Origin of the sequence: Natrinema sp. 74, assembly GCF_046097095.1 — an archaeon.
Taxonomy (GTDB): Archaea; Halobacteriota; Halobacteria; order Halobacteriales; family Natrialbaceae; genus Natrinema.
Map to the genome: position 1 here is coordinate 270481 of NZ_CP175699.1, position 17845 is coordinate 288325.

General features: G+C 58.2%; 10 protein-coding genes and 4 pseudogenes. 4 read left to right on the forward strand and 10 right to left on the reverse strand.

The features are described 5' to 3' along the window. Window positions 1–24: 24 nt before the first annotated feature. The gene (locus tag ACJ70B_RS19150) at window positions 25–204 is read right to left on the reverse strand and encodes a hypothetical protein (RefSeq protein WP_408960717.1); all 180 of its coding nucleotides are present in this window, start codon (window positions 202–204) and stop codon (window positions 25–27) included. 1012 nt (window positions 205–1216) lie between these two features. Here ACJ70B_RS19150 and ppc point away from each other — a divergent pair. After that, window positions 1217–3958, forward strand: coding sequence for a phosphoenolpyruvate carboxylase (gene ppc, locus ACJ70B_RS19155; protein ID WP_408960610.1), 2742 nt, complete (start codon window positions 1217–1219; stop codon window positions 3956–3958). 166 nt (window positions 3959–4124) lie between these two features. Here ppc and ACJ70B_RS19160 read toward each other — a convergent pair. The 8 genes and pseudogenes from ACJ70B_RS19160 to ACJ70B_RS19195 all read right to left on the reverse strand — a co-directional run. Beyond that, a pseudogene (locus ACJ70B_RS19160) lies at window positions 4125–4262 on the reverse strand (IS4 family transposase); the annotation flags it as partial. 81 nt (window positions 4263–4343) lie between these two features. After that, complete coding sequence (locus ACJ70B_RS19165) at window positions 4344–6188, reverse strand: molybdopterin oxidoreductase family protein (RefSeq protein WP_408960611.1); 1845 nt, start codon at window positions 6186–6188, stop codon at window positions 4344–4346. Between the two features lie 117 nt (window positions 6189–6305). After that, window positions 6306–7046, reverse strand: coding sequence for a DUF1641 domain-containing protein (locus ACJ70B_RS19170; protein ID WP_408960612.1), 741 nt, complete (start codon window positions 7044–7046; stop codon window positions 6306–6308). Between the two features lies 1 nt (window position 7047). Continuing rightward, on the reverse strand, window positions 7048–9282 hold the full coding sequence (gene fdhF / locus ACJ70B_RS19175) for a formate dehydrogenase subunit alpha (RefSeq protein ID WP_408960690.1): 2235 nt from the start codon (window positions 9280–9282) through the stop codon (window positions 7048–7050). Between the two features lie 29 nt (window positions 9283–9311). Next, window positions 9312–10277 carry a 2Fe-2S iron-sulfur cluster-binding protein gene (locus ACJ70B_RS19180; protein WP_408960613.1) on the reverse strand — a complete coding sequence of 322 codons (966 nt, stop codon included), beginning with the start codon at window positions 10275–10277 and terminating at the stop codon, window positions 9312–9314. Window positions 10278–10280: 3 nt separating this feature from the next. Beyond that, the gene (locus ACJ70B_RS19185) at window positions 10281–11228 is read right to left on the reverse strand and encodes an NADH-ubiquinone oxidoreductase-F iron-sulfur binding region domain-containing protein (protein WP_408960614.1); all 948 of its coding nucleotides are present in this window, start codon (window positions 11226–11228) and stop codon (window positions 10281–10283) included. A gap of 733 nt (window positions 11229–11961) precedes the next feature. Continuing rightward, window positions 11962–12634, reverse strand: a pseudogene (locus tag ACJ70B_RS19190) (IS6 family transposase). A gap of 147 nt (window positions 12635–12781) precedes the next feature. Then, the gene (locus tag ACJ70B_RS19195) at window positions 12782–13897 is read right to left on the reverse strand and encodes a hypothetical protein (protein ID WP_408960615.1); all 1116 of its coding nucleotides are present in this window, start codon (window positions 13895–13897) and stop codon (window positions 12782–12784) included. Between the two features lie 634 nt (window positions 13898–14531). On the opposite strand from ACJ70B_RS19195, the gene ACJ70B_RS19200 reads away from it, so the two are divergent. Next, on the forward strand, window positions 14532–15290 hold the full coding sequence (locus ACJ70B_RS19200) for a hypothetical protein (protein ID WP_408960616.1): 759 nt from the start codon (window positions 14532–14534) through the stop codon (window positions 15288–15290). A gap of 144 nt (window positions 15291–15434) precedes the next feature. On the opposite strand, the pseudogene tnpA reads toward ACJ70B_RS19200, so the two are convergent. After that, a pseudogene (gene tnpA / locus ACJ70B_RS19205) lies at window positions 15435–15680 on the reverse strand (IS200/IS605 family transposase); the annotation flags it as partial. Window positions 15681–15821: 141 nt separating this feature from the next. Between tnpA and ACJ70B_RS19210 the strand changes: the two are divergent. Beyond that, a pseudogene (locus tag ACJ70B_RS19210) lies at window positions 15822–16480 on the forward strand (IS6 family transposase). Between the two features lie 417 nt (window positions 16481–16897). Next, window positions 16898–17818, forward strand: a complete 921-nt coding sequence (locus ACJ70B_RS19215) for a metallophosphoesterase (protein WP_408960617.1) — start codon at window positions 16898–16900, stop codon at window positions 17816–17818. Window positions 17819–17845: the final 27 nt, after the last annotated feature.

Below are 17845 nucleotides of genomic sequence, written 5' to 3' on the forward strand. Positions count from 1 at the left end.
CAGCATAAATACTTTTCTTTGGTGTCACTTAATTATTGCCCCGCCGTCGCCGACCTCCCGATAGCTCTCGAGGACCTCCGCGCGTAACTCATCGGGAAACGGCGTTTCGGGGATAAGCTGTTGGGCGCGGGCGGCGGCGTCGGCCAGTGCCGCGGAGTCATCGAGGTCAATGGCACTGCTCTCGTCTAACCAAGGTACAGCCATCGATGTCAATAAAACGGCTACTGTATCAAGGTATTTTCGCCTTTTCCATGGAACGATGACTCCGTTCCGGGACAGCAATGGGAAACTGCTATGAACGGCCGCAGTGAGCCAAAAAGAGACGTGTGGGGGAATGTCGTTTGCGAATGTCAAACACCAACTATCGTTTTCCATAGGTTATGAGTTTATAGAATCGGAAATAGCGAATAGAAAACAATCTTTTACAGATGTATGTTTGTAATGGCCCCATCGACTCCTGAAACAAGTCGGAGGTTCTCGCGTTCGAAATCGGAGACAAGCGACGGATAGATCGATCCGCTATACAGCGGCATCCGAGCTCGTTGCTGGTGCCCTCGGCGACTGCGTCTGAACGGTTCCGCGTCTCGGTTCTACGAGCACCGGTACAGCCGACGAGAGATTGACTCGTTCGTTTGTATCTCTCAAATAAATGCGGAAATCGAACACGTGGAATCAGTGTGGAAGGGAGGGACAACGGCTTGACGACTGACGTCGGGAACAGATACAGTGAGAAGACCGCGAATCCGTTTGTCTCGCCCGACCAGACGCCGTATAACGACCGCTTGAGTAGCGTGCGCGGAAACCAGCCTCGTCTTCTCAGAACGGGTCGTATTCCGGAAGCCGTCGATCGTTTTAGAGCAGGTCTCAATCGCACCGAGAAACGAACTAGCGACGCTCGAGATACTACTCCCGAAAGCCATCAGTCGCCAACGTGGATAATCCGAATGTCTACGTCGTTGAGAGCAGGCAAAGCGCCTACGAGATGGTCGGGCGCGAGCCGACAACATCGACGCAGTCGAACTCCACGACATGTTCATTGTCTTCGAGTTCGTGTTCACCGTCTCACGTTCCTCGACGAACTCCGCGATCCGACCCCGACATTCGAGCGGCCAAGAACTGGGACTAGGACGGATATCGTCCCGTCCGTATAGATAATATGATTGCTAATAATCGGCGACTTTATGTGAGTATTCTATGTAACCAGCATAGGTCGATCATGGCAGCCCATAAGAGAGAGATCCAGCAGGACATCAGAGAACTCGGTGAACTACTGGGTGAGGTACTGAAGGAACAGGCATCTCAACAGGCATTCGAGAGGGTTGAGTCGTGTCGCCGGACTGCGATCGAATACCGCTCCGGTGAGCGCGACTCGCGCGACTCGCTGGTCGCCGACCTTGAGGGGCTCTCGCCGCACCATCAACGAGTCGTCTCGCGCGCATTCACGACCTACTTCGAGTTGATCAATCTCGCCGAGGAGCGCGAGCGCGTACGAACGATTCGCACCGACTCTCACGAGGGCACTCTCGCGGATAGCCTCGAGACCGCGGCCGACGAGCTCGGCGAGGCCGACGTCGAGACCGTCCAGCGGATCTTAGACGACGTGTTGATCGAACCGACGTTCACCGCTCACCCGACCGAGGCTCGGCGGAAAACGGTCAAAGCTAAACTCAGAGACATCTCGACCTCTCTCGAGACGCTGGACGAGCGGCTGTTGACCGAGAAGGAAGAAGAGCAAGTCTGGCGGGACATCGACGCCGAGGTAACCAGCCTCTGGCAGACCCCGCAGGTACGCAACCGCCAGCCCGAACCCGAAGACGAGGCGCGCAACGTCCAGTGGTACTTAGAGAACACGCTGTTCGATGTCGTTGGCGAAGTCTACGACGAACTCGACGACGCCATCGACGCCGAAGTGCCGGCCGATATCGAGATTCCGAAGCTCTTCGAGTTCCGCTCGTGGGCCGGCAGCGACCGCGACGGCAACCCCTACGTCACCCCTGAGGTGACCGCCACCACCCTCGAGCGCCAGCGGTCGGTCATCCTCGAGAAGTATCGGGAACAGCTTAAACGCCTCTCGGGTGTCCTCAGTCAGGACGGCAGCCGGATCGACCCCGGCTCGGCCTTCCAAGCCGCCCTCGAGCGCGACCGCGAGCGGCTTCCCGGCAGCGCTCGCACGGCCCAAGAGCGCTATCCCGACGAACCCTACCGCCAAAAGCTCAAACTCATGCGCGAGCGCCTCGACCGTGTCGGTGACGTCCGCCCGGGCGGCTACGACGACGTCGACGAACTCCTCTCTGACCTCGAGGGGATCGCCCATAGCCTGCGGGACAACGGGGCCGAGAGCGTTGTCGAGGGTCACGTCGACCCGATCCGCCGGCAGGTCGCCACCTTCGGCTTCTCGCTGGCCAGTCTGGACCTGCGCGACCACCAGCAGAAACACACTGACGCCATCGCCGAAGCCCTCGAGCGCGCGGGGATCGACTACACGTCACTCTCGGAGGATGAACGTGTCGAACTGCTGACCGACGCGGTCCTGCAGGACCAGCCGGTGATCGACCTCGCGGAGACGGACGACCTCTCCGAGGACTCGGCTCGTGTCCTCGAACTCTTCGACAGCCTCGCCGACTGGCAGACCGAGTACGGCGTCGAGGCCATCGACACCTACGCCATCTCCATGACCGAGGAGCCCAGCCACGTCCTCGAGGTACTCTTCTTGGCTGATCAGGCCGGCGTCGTTTCCCTCCCCGAACACTCCGGGATCGACATCGTCCCGCTGCTCGAAACCGAGTATGCGCTCTCGGGCGCTCGCCGGATCATGGGCACGCTCTTCGAGAACGAAGCCTACAGCCAGGCACTTGAAGCCCGCGGGCAGACCCAGGAGATCATGCTGGGCTACTCGGACTCGAACAAGGAGAACGGCTTTCTGGCGGCCAACTGGTCGCTGTACAAAAACCAGCGCCGACTCGGGGAGATCTGCGACGACCACGACGTGACGATGCGGCTGTTCCACGGCCGCGGCGGCTCGATCTCGCGAGGCGGCGGTCCGATGAACGAGGCGCTGCTGGCGCTGCCAAACTCGACCGTGACGGGACAGGTCAAGTTCACCGAACAGGGCGAGGCCATCGCCGAGAAGTACGGCAACCCCCGCATCGCCGAGCGCAACATCGAGCAGATGCTCAACGCCCAACTCCGGGCGCGCAAACAGGCGATCGACCAACCCGAGGAAGCGGTCCGCGAGGAGTGGCTCGAGGCGATGGAACAGATGGCCGACGCTGCCCGACAAGAGTATCGCGACCTCCTCGAGAGCGAGGGGTTCGTGCGGTACTTCGAACAGGCGACGCCGATTACCGTGATCGAAGACCTCAACCTCGGTTCGCGGCCGGCCTCTCGCAGCGGTGAGCGCACGGTCGAGGATCTCCGGGCGATCCCGTGGGTGTTTTCCTGGACCCAGTCGCGGTGTATCCTGCCGGGCTGGTACGCCCTCGCCGCCGGCATTGACGCCTATCTCGAGGGCGAGGAGCCACGCTCTTCGGAATCCTCGAGCGGCAATGAGACGCGAGAGGACGGCGGCTCGATAGAGATGCTCCAAGAGATGTACGACAAGTGGCCGTTCTTCCGGACCACATTGGACAACGCCGCGCTTTCACTGTCTCGAACTGATCTCGAGATCGCCGAGCAGTACGCGAACATCGCAGATCCGGACCTTCGCGATCGGTTCTTCCAGCGCATAACTGCTGAGTACGAACGCGCACTCGAACTGATCACCGAAGTCGGCCAGCGCGACGAACTTCATGCCCGTGACTGGCTCGGTGAGAATCTGGAACATCGGAATCCGTACGTCGATCCGCTAAACGTACTGCAGGTCCATTTGCTCGAGCAGGCCCACCGCACGGATATTGAGGAACGGACACTTCGGTTGACGGTGAAGGGAATTGCCGCCGGGATGAAAAATACCGGATGAGGTGATCTACTAAGCAGCTAAGACGAATAGAATCGATTTCTGCCCTACCAAAATTCTGTTCCCTTTTTAGTACGGTAAGGGAAGCGGCCGTCGTATCCGCTGGAAACATCGCTATAGATCGGCGACTGATAGCGTTGGTGACATTCGTCTTTAGCGAAGATACATACCTCGGTTGCGTAGCGATAGCGAGCGTCTCTTGGAAGATCGGTCGTTGCTGGTGGATCTTCTGTGCCTCTTCAATCAGTTACTCCAGCAGCGGCGATAGTGAGTAGTCGAGGCACTCACTGAGTTCGTGGAGGTCTAGATAGGGGGAAGTCGCAAGATGCTGAAACGGTGACACTGTGATGACGCGATACAGATGTGCAAAATATGATGGTTTGTGACCTCACCTCTGATCCAGCTCATATATTGACTCGACCGTGACGGTGCTCGTGCCGCGACGCAGAAGGGGATTCGCGGCTTGGGCGGGTAAGTATACTGTCGTGAGCCGAACGTTTTCATCTAACTCGACGCTGACCTCGATAGTCTGTCCCTCATTCGAGACCACAACACGCTCCCGTTCTCCGATACCCCGGTCTTGGGCATCCGTTGGATGCATTCTGAGTACACGTTCAGCCTCGCTGGCATCGCTCTGTGACTCCCCGATCCGTCCGCCAGTGATAAGGGAGAGACTATCCGCGGAATCGAAGGTGGATCTCGATCGTCCGCTACTGAAGACGGCCCGTCCGTCGGACGTCTCAAAGCTATCGCGGTACAGTGTCGAATCGGCGTCGGCTGGCCACTGTCGACCAGACGATCCAAGCTCGGCGAACGAAAGTTTCCTGTACGTCGGTGTGACACGGGCCAGTTCATCGAATACATCTGCAACCGTTTGGTGTTTGAACGCGTTCGAATTGGGGAGTAGCCGTGCTCCGAGATCACGGAGAATCTCGAAATCCGAACGGACCGAACCGGGAGGGGTTTTCGTCGGCGAAAACCGTTGGACCCGTCGTTCGAGATTGGTAATAGTCCCCTGTTTCTCGAATCCAACAGCGGCCGGGAGCACAACGTCTGCGTTGCTTGCAGTTTCGCTGAGAAACGGATCGAGGACGACGAGATGGTCGAGTGCGTCGAGTCGATCGCGGGTCCATTCGGGGCTACACTTCGAGATGGCCGGGTTCTCGCCGACAGCGACCGCTGTGTGTATTTCCTCGCCGCAGGCCGCAAGCATTTCCCGGGCGTTCTTACCGGGACTATGAGGGGGTGTCACGCCCCAAACCTCGGCGAGTTGCTCACGAGCGTCGGTTGCAGTCACAGATCGGTGACCGGGTAGACGATCCGGTACACAGCCGACGTCAGTCGCTCCTTGCTCATTCGCAAGCCCACGGAGTACGTACAATCCGGTACTGGAACGTCCGAGGTTCCCGGTGAGAAGGAGGAGGTCAAGGAGCGCTTCGGGAGCGTCTGTACCGTCACCTTCGACACCGGTTCCGACGAGCGCTGCGACACTGTCCGCTGTCGCAAGACGTTCTGCGAGCCGATCGAGAGTCGTCTCGTCGACGCCCGCCACTGACACTGCTTGGGGTGGGTCGAGATCCCGCAGAGATGCTGCGAATGACTCGAATTGTCGAGTGCGTTCGCGGATAAAATTCCGGTCGACGTGGTCTCCATCGAGGAGACGATTACTCACCAGATCGAACACCAATGCATCGGTTCTTGGACGAGGAGTTACGTGGATTTCTGCGAGGCGTGTCGTCGCGTTACCGATGGGATCGATGTGGACGAGTGCCGCACCGTCATTGACCGCCGGTCGGACGAAGCTGTTGAACGCAATCGGTTGACGTTTAGCGGGATTGGCCCCCGCGACGATAATTACGTCGGCGTCCATCAGCTCAGCGAGTCCGTTCGTCGACGCAGGCCATCCAACGCGCGTCTCGAGAGCCCGGGCCGTGGACACGTGACAGAGTCGGGCCCGATTATCGATGTTGTTCGTGCCAAGCATCCGTGCCAGCTTTTGTAGGAGATAGTTCTCCTCATTGGTGCAGTGTGGCGCACCAAAAAACGCCATTGCATCGGGACCGTAACGGTCGAGTGTGGCTTCGATCCCGTCGACGATCCGTTCGTAGGCTTCTCCCCACGACGCTGGCTGAAGTTCTCCCCCATCACGGAGTAGTGGTTGCGTAAGCCGATCGTCCGTGTCGACATCGAGTGCTCCAATGCCCTTTCGGCAGAGCCGTCCATTCGGATTCATGGGACCCGGTACACCGTCAGCACGCGACCTGTCACTGGGTTTCAGCCGACAGCCGACTGCACAGAGTTGGCAGACGGTCGAGTGGTCGGTGGCGCCGTCGTTAGTGTCGCTCACTGTTCAAGATCGGTCTCTGATACGCCGTCCCTTGGCCTTCAGGAGGCTGATGAAGTACCCGAGGCCGAACTGGACGTCCCGGTTTACCAGCGCCGACAACGTCCCTATCAGACCGACCGGCTCGGAGTCCCGCTGGGCATCGCCGATAGCGCCGAAAAACTCGTTCATACCACGGGCGGCATCCTCGTCGATTTCCAACACCGAGAGCGTCTTCGCGGTCTCGACGAGGTCGTCGAGATGACCTTCGCGTTGGAGTTCCAGTATGGCATCGAGGGTGGTGACGAGTTCGGTCCCGTTGTCTTCGAGCATCGCCGACAGCTCTTCGACCTCTTCGGGCGAAAGCGATTCAGTGAGCGAAGCTACGACGGTCGCGAGGTCTTCAAGGTGGCCTTCGCGCTGAAGTTGGACGATGACTTCGAGCGACGCTGAAAGCGTGTCGGCGTTCTCACCCAGATTGTCCGCGAGGTCTGCTGTTCCGTCCGTCGAGAGGCCGTCGACGGCGGCGATGAGGTTGGCCGCCGAGTCCGTGACGTGGCCGACCTCTTCGTCGTCGGCACTCGCGATCACGAGGACCGCGGTTGTGATCGCGTCCGCGAGTTCGTCACTTTGCTCGATCGCTGCGGCGATGTCGTCGCCGTGGGTTTCGAGGGCGTCCTTAACGGCCGCTTCGCCGTTGTCCTCAGGACGTTCTTTCCGCGCACCGTTGGTCGCTGACTCGGGGTAGGACGGCTGTGGCTTCGCCATTTTAGTCGTCCCCCGTTGTCTCGACCGCTTCCACTCCGCCTCGGTCGACATCGTCCTCGACAGCCGCGATCCGCACGGCTGAAACCTTGAATTCCGGCGTCGATGCGGCCGGGTCGAGATGCTCTTCGTCGGTGAGGCGGTTCACAGCGCTCTCGGCGAAGTGGATCGGCACGAAGAGATTCTCGAGGCCGACGCGGTCGGTCACCTGTGCAGGGACAGTCGTTTCGCCGCGTCGGGATTCGATCCGAACCGGATCACCGCTCTCGATTCCGTACTTGGCGGCGGTCTTGGGGTTAATTTCGACGAAGTCACTCGGGTTGTACTGCATAATGCCCTCTTCTCGGTGGGTCATCGTCCCTGTGTGGTACTGATACAGGACGCGGCCGGTGGTGAGCGTGAACGGGTACTCCTCGTCCGGCGTTTCCGCAGGCTCGCTGTACCCGATAGGTTGGAGAGTAGCCATGCCGTCCTCAGTGTTGAATTCCTCCGTATAGAGACGTTTCGTCCCGGGGTGGTCTTCGTCCCAACAGGGCCACTGGAGGCCGCCCTCTGATTCGACGCGCTCGTGGGTCACGCCGCCGTACAGTGGCGTCAGTGAATTTACTTCCGCCAGTATCTCCGCGGTCGAATCGTAGTTCCACTCGCGCCCCATTCGGTTTGCGAGGTCCTGAAGAACTCGCCAGTCGGGACGGGATTTGCCCTTCGGCTCCATCACCTTGTTAACTTTCTGGACCGTTCTGTCCGTGTTCGTGAAGGTCCCTGTCTTCTCGACGAACGAACAGGCCGGGAGGACGACATCGGCGTACTGGGCAGTCTCGGTCACGAACAGGTCCTGGACCACGAGGAACTCGAGGTCCTCGAGCACGTCCTCGGCGTGGTTCACGCCGGGCTCTGAGAGCGCTGCGTTCTCGCCGATGATGTACATCCCGCGGATGTCATCGTTGTCCGCTGCGAGGAACATCTGGGTCGTGTAGTAGCCGTATTCCGGTGAGATTTCGCAGTCCCAAGCGTCTTCGAACTTCGCTCGAATATCGTCGTCGGCGATGTCCTGATACCCCGGGAAGTTGTCCGGAAGCGGCCCCATATCGCCGCCGCCGCCCTGCACGTTGTTCTGCCCGCGGAACGGCGAGACCCCCGCACCGGGCTTTCCGAGATTACCAGTGATCGCTGCGAGGTTCGCCATCGCCATCACATTCTCGGTGCCATGAGAGTGTTCGGTGAGGCCGAGCGTCCACCCGAACACGCAGGTATCCGCTTCGGCAATCGTCTCTGCGGCAGAAACGATCTCTTCGTGCGGAACGCCGGTGACCTCCTCGACGCGCTCGGGGGTGAACTCTTTGACCGCTTCTTTGACGTCCTCGAATCCCGTCGTCCGCTCCTCCACGAATTCAGCGTCGTGGAGGTCGTTATTGATGATGTAACGGGTGATACCGTTGATCCAAACGGCATCGTATCCTGGTTTGATTTGGGTGTACTGCGTCGCGTACTCTGCGATCTGGACCTCCCGCGGATCGAACACGAGCAGGTCACCGCCATCTCGTACATTTTGTTTGATCCGCGTTGCGAGGACGGGGTGGGCTTCAGTGGTATTCGACCCCGTCAGCAGGATACAATCCGCGAGTTCGAGGTCGTCAGTACTGATCGACGCAGCGCCATATCCGTAGGTTTTCGCCAGCCCGGTGACCGTCGAGGAGTGACATAGCCGATTGCAGTTGTCGATGCTGTTGGTACCGAGCACCTGTCGGGCGAACTTGCCCATCAGGTAGTTATCCTCGTTCGTCGCCCTCGAGGAGGCGATTACCGACAATGCCTCGCCGCCGTGGTCGTCTCGGATACGGTCGAGTCCCTCGGCGACCCTCGAGAGCGCTTCGTCCCACGTCGCCTCGCGGAACTCCCCGTCTTCGTTGCGGACCAGCGGCGCAGTCAGCCGATCGTCTGAGTTCACGAAGTCGTAGCTAAATTTCCCTTTCACACACGTGGAGATTCCATTTACGGGTGCGTCCTCCTCGTCAGTCGGACGTGCGGCAAGGATCTCCTCGCCGTCGGAGTAGAGGTCGAACCGACAGCCGACCGCACAGTAGCCACACGTCGTGTCTTCGACGGTCAGTTCCTCGAGTCGCTTGTCACCGATCGACTGTGCGATCTCGAACAGTTTCCCTTCGGGGAGCGTCTGGGCAGCGACGCCCTCAGCGACGTGTTCAACGTTCTCTATCGCTTGATTCTTGGCTTGCTGCATATACCCTGCGACACCGTTGAGGTCGTCGCTCACAGCCAGTCACCTCCGCTCTGGGCATCGTCGTCCCAGGCATCGCTCGATGTGCTGTCGTCGGTCGGTGCATCGATCATTTCATTCGTGGGCTCCTCGGGTGTGCGTTCGGCACGTTTCTTCGGCGTCATTGGTCCCTTTGATTTATCGGCGCTTTCGTAGCGTTCTCCGACGCTATTCTTCTGCGTGAAGCCGGGGAGGGGAATCGTCGTTGCGTCCTCGATCCCTTTTTCGACGAGCGAGCCGGTCGGGCAGACGGTCACGCAGTGCCCACAGGAGACGCAGGTCGAATCCTCCATCGTCTCTGCGTCGCTCTGGAACCCGATCCGTGTGTCTTGGCCGGAGCCCTCCATCCGGAGGACACCCTCGACCTGGACGTCGTTGCAGGCCTCGACACAGCGGTTACAGAGGATGCACTTGTTGCGGTCGATTTGGATGAATGACGAGGAGTCGTCGATCGGCTCATACTCGTCGCGGTCGTCGAAGACGCCGTATCGCGGTTCTTCGACTTCCTGTTCGATGGCGGCGTCCTGTAGTTCGCACCGCCCGTTCTTCCCGCAGGTCGTACACCGAAGATTGTGATCTGAGAGGACAAGATCGAGGTTGACGTCGCGAGCTTCGGCGGCGTCAGCTGTGTCGGTCTGAACGGTGATCCCGTCCTTAGCTGGGAAGCTACACGCCGGTACGATACCGTGTTTGTCGGTTTCGACCATACAGGTCCGGCACTCACCCCGAGGGCCGATCTCTTGGCGATCGTAGCTACACAACGCCGGGACGTAATCGTCTGTCTCGACCGCCTCGACCGCGTCTAGAAGCGTCGCGCCGGCCTCCACATCGACGTGGGTCCCGTCGATAGTCACGGTCGCCACGTCGTTGCTCCCGACCGGGGGATCCGTCGCCGTTCCGGGGGCGAGTCGCTCTGTCAGCGGCGGTGCATCGATCTGTTGTGGCGTTTCCGAACTCATAGATTATGCCTCCAGTGCTTCGAAACAGTCGTTTGCGGGACAGCGCCCCTCTGCGTGCGCTTGAAACTCTGATGTAAACGCCTTGATGGCGGTCCGTGCTGGTTGACCCGCCCGCTTGCCAAACGCACAGATACTCGACGTAGCCATCACGCGGTCCAGCTCTTCGATCGCTTGCACGTCGAACTCGCCGCCGTAGATATCCCTGAGTAGCGACGCCAACTGCGCTGTCCCCTCCCGACACGGCACGCATCGGCCGCAGTTCTCCTCGGCGGCGAAGCTTGCACGCTGGCCGACGAACTCGACCACACACCGGGTGTCCGAGAGGACATCGACGATCCCATCGGTTCCGAGGTCGGCGTCTCGGAGCGCCTTCGGGCCGAGACCGACATCGAGATCACGGGTGATCCCGCCGAATCGACCGCCGACGCAAGCGGCTTTGAACGACCCGTCAACGCCGACGGCGTCGATTAGTTCCGACAGTGTCTCCGTCTCCGGGAGTTCGACCGTTGCGACGGGATCAACATCACCACGGACGGTCAGCACACGCGTTTGTTCGTCGAGACCTTCACGCAGGGCTACGGCGAGGTGTGCGAGCGTCCGCGGTGTGTGAACGAGCGTCGGCTGGTCGTCAAGTCCCACGCGCTCTGGTCCTGGGGGTCGAAGCCGGGCCTCCAGCCGGTGGTTCCCTTCCAAGGCTTCGATCGCCATCGTCGGCTCAGCCGCTCGGTACTCCGCGGGACCGGTGAACACCTCCATCGGGGCCGCGGGGTCCGGGTAGGCATCGATTGCTGAACCAACTGTCTCGACCGCATTATCGACCTCCGAGGACACGTAGATGACGATTCGGTCGGCACCGACGGTGCTCGCGAGAGCGGACGCGCCGTCAAGGACCTCGAACGGTGCGCTGGAGAGCAACAGCGTATCAGCAGGTGACCCGTGTCCGTTTACCACAATGATCGGCTCGCCGTCGGTCGCGCAGACCGTTCGCCATACGTCGCTAAGAGGGCTATCCTGACATAGGTCACCCCACCCACGACCGTGGAGGGATTTACCGACACTCAACACCGTTTCCGCATCACTCGCAACGAATCCGCCAGCGGCCTCGTGGTCTGCAACGCTCGTCGGCCGTCGCCAGCCGCACGCTCCGAGCACGCGGCGGTCGCCAGTACGCAGCCCAGGCAACGGTGCGGTCGGAAACTTATGTCGGTCTGGGGCGTGTGAGAGGACAGCATCCGGGTCCGAATCATCGACGCTGTCAGCCGTATTGGTGCTCGCTATGATCGATTCAACCTCTTCCGTTGAACATCGTGTATGAAACGCAGTCCGGCCCGCAGCTGTCACTGTGACGAGCGGTTCGAGCGCGGGCACTCCAGTCGAACCGACGTTGACGATGGAGCCGTCGAAGCTAGTGGTGGATGAAATAGAGCCTCTGTCTGGATCGCTGTCGGCGATTCGAACAACTAAATGTTCGCCTGTTGTGATGGCCGTCATTTGTTACGCTCTCACAGGACTCTTCTCGTTCCGTATCATAAAGCACTAGGGTGGTTTGACTCTATGTTAACCATATATAGTTTCTTTATCGTAGAACACATATAAACCACCGCTAGATCGTAACCGGTAACAATAATTCCCCTATTGAGGCATGGTTGAAGCAGTTTGAGAACGAAGAGGGACAAGGAACTGTCTAATTCTGTACCTCCTCGATCGGCGTCTTTCCCTCGAGAGCGTGATGCAGTCTCCGATGGTTGTAGTAATGCATAAACTGATCAAGACATCTATAGGCGATCGACCGACTTCCCACCCACGAATAATGGAAGCGGTCGATACGCATATTAAGGATTTGAACACACTTTTCGATGAGTTTTCGGTCGGTATAGTTGATCTGATCGCTTACTCCTCATCGAGCAAAGGCAGTCCGGTAGTCGGATTGATCAACGAGCACCTTAGCATCCGAGAAATGTGTTTCTCAGTGAGTCGATGGAGAAACGCAACCGCCGGATCGGTGCCATACCGCCCAAACAACGCCACATCGAGAATTAACTTTGTCTCGAGGTCTATTGCAACTGGCAGCCAAGACCATTCGCTGTTAATCTTGACACCGGTTTCGTCAATGGCAATCCGCTTCGACTATGCCTCAGGCGGGTTGCGCCAGATATTAGATAGCTAATATTTCTAGTTCTAAACTGCTCCGTGAGTGCGTTGAACGACTAGTTCCGCTAATGTCGTTGTTTTCTTCCGAAGGAACAACGGTCTGATGGTGCCGAATGGTGAACGCCCTGACGGGCGTCGCCGTCCGTTTATTCCCCCAAGATTCTTCAAAATTCGGTTCATCTCTCGCTGAGCAGGTCTGCGAATATTCTAACCAATTCGCCCAATGACCTGCTCACTTCTCAAACTGACTCAATTAGACAGTGGCTCTATCGTTGAAAGGTGACAAAGTCAACAGACGCTGGCTCCGTTTGATCGAGGAAGAACTCCGCGCTCTCTCGAGTCGGTTGAGGATGTCACACGAGATTTATTGCCTGTTCGGTCAGCCGGTAGCGATATGCCGGTCGGACAAACACGATCTGCCCGTAATCTTCCGATTTCGTGACTTCCTCAGAGGACTCAATTACTTCGACAGCCGTATTGAGCCGCTCCACTGGATCACCGGATCGCAAAAAGTCCGTCACCTGCTCTGGCTCGATACCGAACTCCGCAGCCAAGATGCTCCGGATTGTTCGACCAGCACCGTCAGCCACGGCGACAGACGGTGCTGACACCCGGGCCTGCGGTCCATCCCGCTCCGCAGCATCCTCAGAAAGCGCCGTGACCTGGAGTTCGTCGTCGATATGCGCAATCAGTGCTTCCAGATTTGCTTCCGCTTCCTCAGTCACCTGCCCATTCACGATGTCGTCAAGCCGCTCTCTAATCGCAAAGACATTCGGTTCGGGCGGCGCTGTCTGCGCAAGCACCCCAGCATCGACGAGATGATTCAGTACTGTTCTCAGTTGGTATTCGATATCGACATCAAGCGAGTCAAGCAGCTCCGTTCGCTTGATCCCATCTTTTTCGGGACCGATCCCTGCGTTGTAGAACGCCTTTCCAACACTTACCTGATCGTCGACGCTGTGTGTGTTCTCCTTTCGTTCCCGGATATACCTCTCCAAGCGGTCGAAATCCGTGTCGTCATCCTCGTCAATCGTAAGCGTGTCTCGAACTGTGTCTGGAAGTTCTGGACGCGGCGCGTCATGGTGCCGCTGGGCTTTCTCCGACAGGCGTGTGTTATCGTAGAGCGCACGTGCTACGGGGAGCCCACGGAGATAATTATACTCGTAGAGAATCTCCACACCGTGTTCGGTCAGACCGTAGAACTGACTGGGGAGATCGCGCGCGTCCTCATTCGGTGGATACCGATAACAGTCGATGATATCGTTGTCACTGAGAACCTCCAGCTGATCCCGGATTGCAGCCTTGTTCTTCGGTATCATATACGCCAACTCATCGAGTGAGGGGAGATGCTTCGGGTGGCCAAGGATAAACTGCAGAATCAAGTGCCGTGTTTCCTGGGAGAGAAGGTCGTAGATCTGCCGCTGTTCTTCGAACGGGCCGCCACCCTCTGCGGCAGGCGCATCACTCATGATCTCACTTGAGGGTACCTCGGCGACGCGAATAATACTTTGGGTCAACTAATGTGGTTAATCAGCGTATTAGCCATATTGGTTAGCAACCTATTTATCCGCTGAACAGGCGCAATACCACGGCCTTCAGGCCGTGGATACGCGCCGTCACTCGATGACGAATCCCACCAACAACTGCATAGTCGAATTTCCAATCTGTACTTTGAAGTTCTAAGAACCGCTATACAGTAGTAAGGTCAGGTCGGAACGGAGCGGAGCGGATTCCGAACGGCCTTCGGAGGCGGTCTACCCGCCAACTCAATGAGACAGTATCCGAAATGCCGACGCGGTGAACACGAATCCCAGAAGGGTTCGTCTGTGCCCGTCGGTTGAGCAAGCCCGCCGATACCTCCGAATCCGTCGCAGTCTGCCGGACGCTCCGTGGCAAAAACAACACGGGGCGTCCGAACATGATGGAGGATAGGAGTAACAGCCGTTTGGCACGGCTAGACAGCCACCGACCACGACGACTGGGTTAAACGGGTTCCCGTGAAGTGGCGGTGTCCATGGTTGCAAACCTGAAACTCCCACCGCTCGGGATTCCTCCGCGTGAACGCGGAGGAGGATGTCAATCATTCCTCAAGGAGCACACAGTATGGCTGACCCCGGCCCGCCTCCGAATGCAGCGGAGATCATGGAGAGCGTGAACGATACGCTTCAGGGTCTCGAATTAGAACCGCACGAAACCTCGGAAATACTGGGGTTCGCCACCCGAGAACTTCCGCACCTCCACACGCCTGAAAACTCGTATTTCATCCTCGGTAGCTACCGCGACCCATACCTTCGACGGCTCCGCATCGTCCAAAACGAACTGGACAAGCGCCTCGGCACATATCCGTTCCTGATGGCTGATCTCTCCGAACTGGATATCGACCGGCTCCCCGTCTTCCGTATCCGATTCACTCTCCTCGCAGCACACGCCGACACCATCGTCGCTGTATATGAACAGGACGCTGGTGGCGAAGTCACCGAACTCGGGAAAATAAGCACGACACCATACTTCGACAAATCGTACGTGTTACCGCGGGACTACGCGTGGATGACCGAACGGAACCTCAACACGGAAGCAGACATCATCGCAGCTGCTGTGACTATCTACTTCAACGATGATCTTGACGAATCGACCACCGAAGAAGAGCTGGACTCGCTCATCGCCACAGCCAACAAGAACGGCATCAGCCTCACAACACCTGACGTCATTAACCAATTAGAGGAACGAGAGGACAGCGAACACGCACCCGTCTCATACAGCTGGGTCCACCTTAACGAGTTCCGCCTCTTCGAACTCCACGACCGATGCTTCGCTTGGTCCAGTCCAGACGACCTACGCGGTGTCGTAGATGACGTTCCGTAGTACCCGGTCACTGATGATCAAGGTATCGAACGCCTCCTCCCTAATATCCCTCCGTGAGCTCGGCTGCTCCACATCCAGAGTCTACAGGCGAAGCAGGCCGAGTGCCTCGGGCCTTGACCCCGAGGGTGAAGGCCGTACGCTCCGCTAAATGTGTTCCGTGTGTTCGATGCACTTCTCAATCGTATCGGTCGAACCATCACCTGCCGTCCCAATGTAGTACGATTCTTCCCAAAACCCACTATCCCACAGATACTCCGTCAAGTACGGCTCGTGCCGTTCCTACATCTCTCGTGCAGTAATGCTCTTGACTGTCCGAACAATCTTGCTCGGCGCGTGCTTCGGAGGAGCCAATACGAACAGATGCACATGGTCTGGTGAGAGATGCAGAGAGGCACCGTCTAGTTAGCAGTTTGAGAATCGGGCAGGTCATGGAGCTAGTTTGTCATACAGCTCGCAAACCTGCTCAGCGAGTGCTACACGGCGGATTTTGATGGATCTTAGGAGCGTGAGCGAACGGCGACGCCCGTCAGGGTGTTCGCCGTCCGCCTCCACGCGGCCAGCTGTTCACTTCGGGAGATACAAGTGAGTCTTCGCTTAATAGGCGCTGAACGCCCTCATCAGGCGATCTGGAACTGGGAGCATCGGCTGGCTGACAGCGTACCAAACCTGCTGACGTCCACGAGATCGAAGCTCTCGTGCGGCCTCTTGGAGCGCAAAGCGCTCCGATGGTCGGCGAATCTTCGATTCGCCTCGACAGCAGAACGCAACGCGTTCTGAGGGCGGCTTCACCGTCGCGGGTCGGGGTTGATGAAACCGCTAGCAAGATCAACGGCGACCGGTCTTGGATATATTCTGCAATATACCTTGACACGAAACTCATCCTCGATGTCGCACTCTTTAGATGGCGAGGCACCGAGCTAACTGCTGTATTTCTGCATAGATTCGCCGAGAAACACGATCTCGCCGAGGCTGAGTTTCTTGTTGATGGTGCTGGCTATCTGACTGCCCTCTCTCGAGTAGGATTAAGCGATCATCCAGACTATGTCGATCGAACCCACATCGAAGAGTGGTTTCACACGCTCACAATGCGGATCGACCGCTTCCATAGCTCGTGGGTCGACAGTCGGGAAAGCACTAAAGAAAGGATTGAGTAGTTTATCCACTACTATAACACACAGCGACCGCACTAGTCACTCAACGGACAGACGCCAGCAGAGGTGCTAAACTATAGTAGCAACTGAACGTCATTGCACACCAGATTGCACGACAGCGTTGCGATTAGTGTGTAAATTGTTTCAGTTACTACCATAGACCGTGCCCCACAAACCAACGTGTGTTGGAACAAGATATTCGGTGGAGTGACAACTGGAATTCGGATAATGCCAGAATGTGATGGTTGTGGCTCTCACGTCACCGAAAATTATTTCCGAGTTTTCGGCGTTGATGGTGATCTGCCAGCATGTATCCATTGTGCTAGCAACCGTGAAGCTCGAACAGCAGGCATACACCAACAGTGACATCTAGCAGCATTCACTCAAAGATTTTAGTTCGCGAGTAGGCAGGAGTAGTTCACAAACTTAATCCATCAGTCCGAACGACCGGACACGATGCCACTCCCTATCGGTGACGGAACTTCACTCCCGTCCCCCGTTCGAGATTCCATCGACGGTCTCTCCAGTGAGGGCGAGCCGCCGACTATTATCAGCATCAGTGACATTCACGGCTATCTCGAGTCAGCACGGAGCGCGCTACTAACGGCGGCGGACCACCCCGATTTCGATTCAGTAGTCGTCCGCGAGACAGACGGAACGCTCCACTGGGCGGACGAGAATTACGTGCTCGTGTTCAACGGGGATCTCGTCGATAGAGGGCCGGCGAACGAGGAGGTGCTCGAGCTGGTCGCCAGACTCGTCGATGAGGCCCCACCCGGACGGGTCCGCGTCACTCTCGGCAACCACGAGGCGATTATACTTTCGCCCGACCACTTCGGATTCGCGCAGTGGTTCGCCGGTGCGGTGGACACTGCCGACCGTCGGCTGTTTCTCGAACAGATCGTGTCGGGCCACGTCGTAGCGGCCTATCATGGGTACAACGTCACTTACGTCCACGCCGGTTCGCCGGCGGAGTATCGCGTCGCGGAAGTCAACGAATCGCTCGTCGACGCTGCGACGAAACTGCTCGAGGCTGCCGGAACCGAGGATGACGTGGCGATGCAACGGCGGGTCATCGACGACCATCAGCGCGTTCTCGGTGTTGGGAAGGGGCATCCAAAGAGTCCTGGTGCAGGACTCGTCTGGCTCGACTTCGATCATCTGCCTCCGGATGCGCCGCCGCAAGTCGTCGGCCACACCCGCCATCCCACACCGCAGCGTAAGGGGACAGTGTATTGTCAAAACGTGCTTCGGGAGAATCTCGATTCGGACGGCGGTGAAGCAGTGTTCGTCGAAACGCCCGAGTCCCTGTCTGCTCTCACCCGGGAGGCCGATGGCAGCGTCACGATGAGCGAACTCGAGCAATTTAACGGATAGTAAGAGAGACATTATCCTCAGCAGCCA

What these genes read in the sequence shown, in the direction of transcription:
- ACJ70B_RS19150 (WP_408960717.1), bottom strand. Translation starts at nt 204, where the DNA reads ATGGCTGTACCTTGGTTAGACGAGAGCAGTGCCATTGACCTCGATGAC.
- ppc (WP_408960610.1), top strand. Translation starts at nt 1,217, where the DNA reads ATGGCAGCCCATAAGAGAGAGATCCAGCAGGACATCAGAGAACTCGGT.
- ACJ70B_RS19165 (WP_408960611.1), bottom strand. Translation starts at nt 6,188, where the DNA reads ATGAATCCGAATGGACGGCTCTGCCGAAAGGGCATTGGAGCACTCGAT.
- ACJ70B_RS19170 (WP_408960612.1), bottom strand. Translation starts at nt 7,046, where the DNA reads ATGGCGAAGCCACAGCCGTCCTACCCCGAGTCAGCGACCAACGGTGCG.
- fdhF (WP_408960690.1), bottom strand. Translation starts at nt 9,282, where the DNA reads ATGCAGCAAGCCAAGAATCAAGCGATAGAGAACGTTGAACACGTCGCT.
- ACJ70B_RS19180 (WP_408960613.1), bottom strand. Translation starts at nt 10,277, where the DNA reads ATGAGTTCGGAAACGCCACAACAGATCGATGCACCGCCGCTGACAGAG.
- ACJ70B_RS19195 (WP_408960615.1), bottom strand. Translation starts at nt 13,897, where the DNA reads ATGAGTGATGCGCCTGCCGCAGAGGGTGGCGGCCCGTTCGAAGAACAG.
- ACJ70B_RS19200 (WP_408960616.1), top strand. Translation starts at nt 14,532, where the DNA reads ATGGCTGACCCCGGCCCGCCTCCGAATGCAGCGGAGATCATGGAGAGC.
- ACJ70B_RS19215 (WP_408960617.1), top strand. Translation starts at nt 16,898, where the DNA reads ATGCCACTCCCTATCGGTGACGGAACTTCACTCCCGTCCCCCGTTCGA.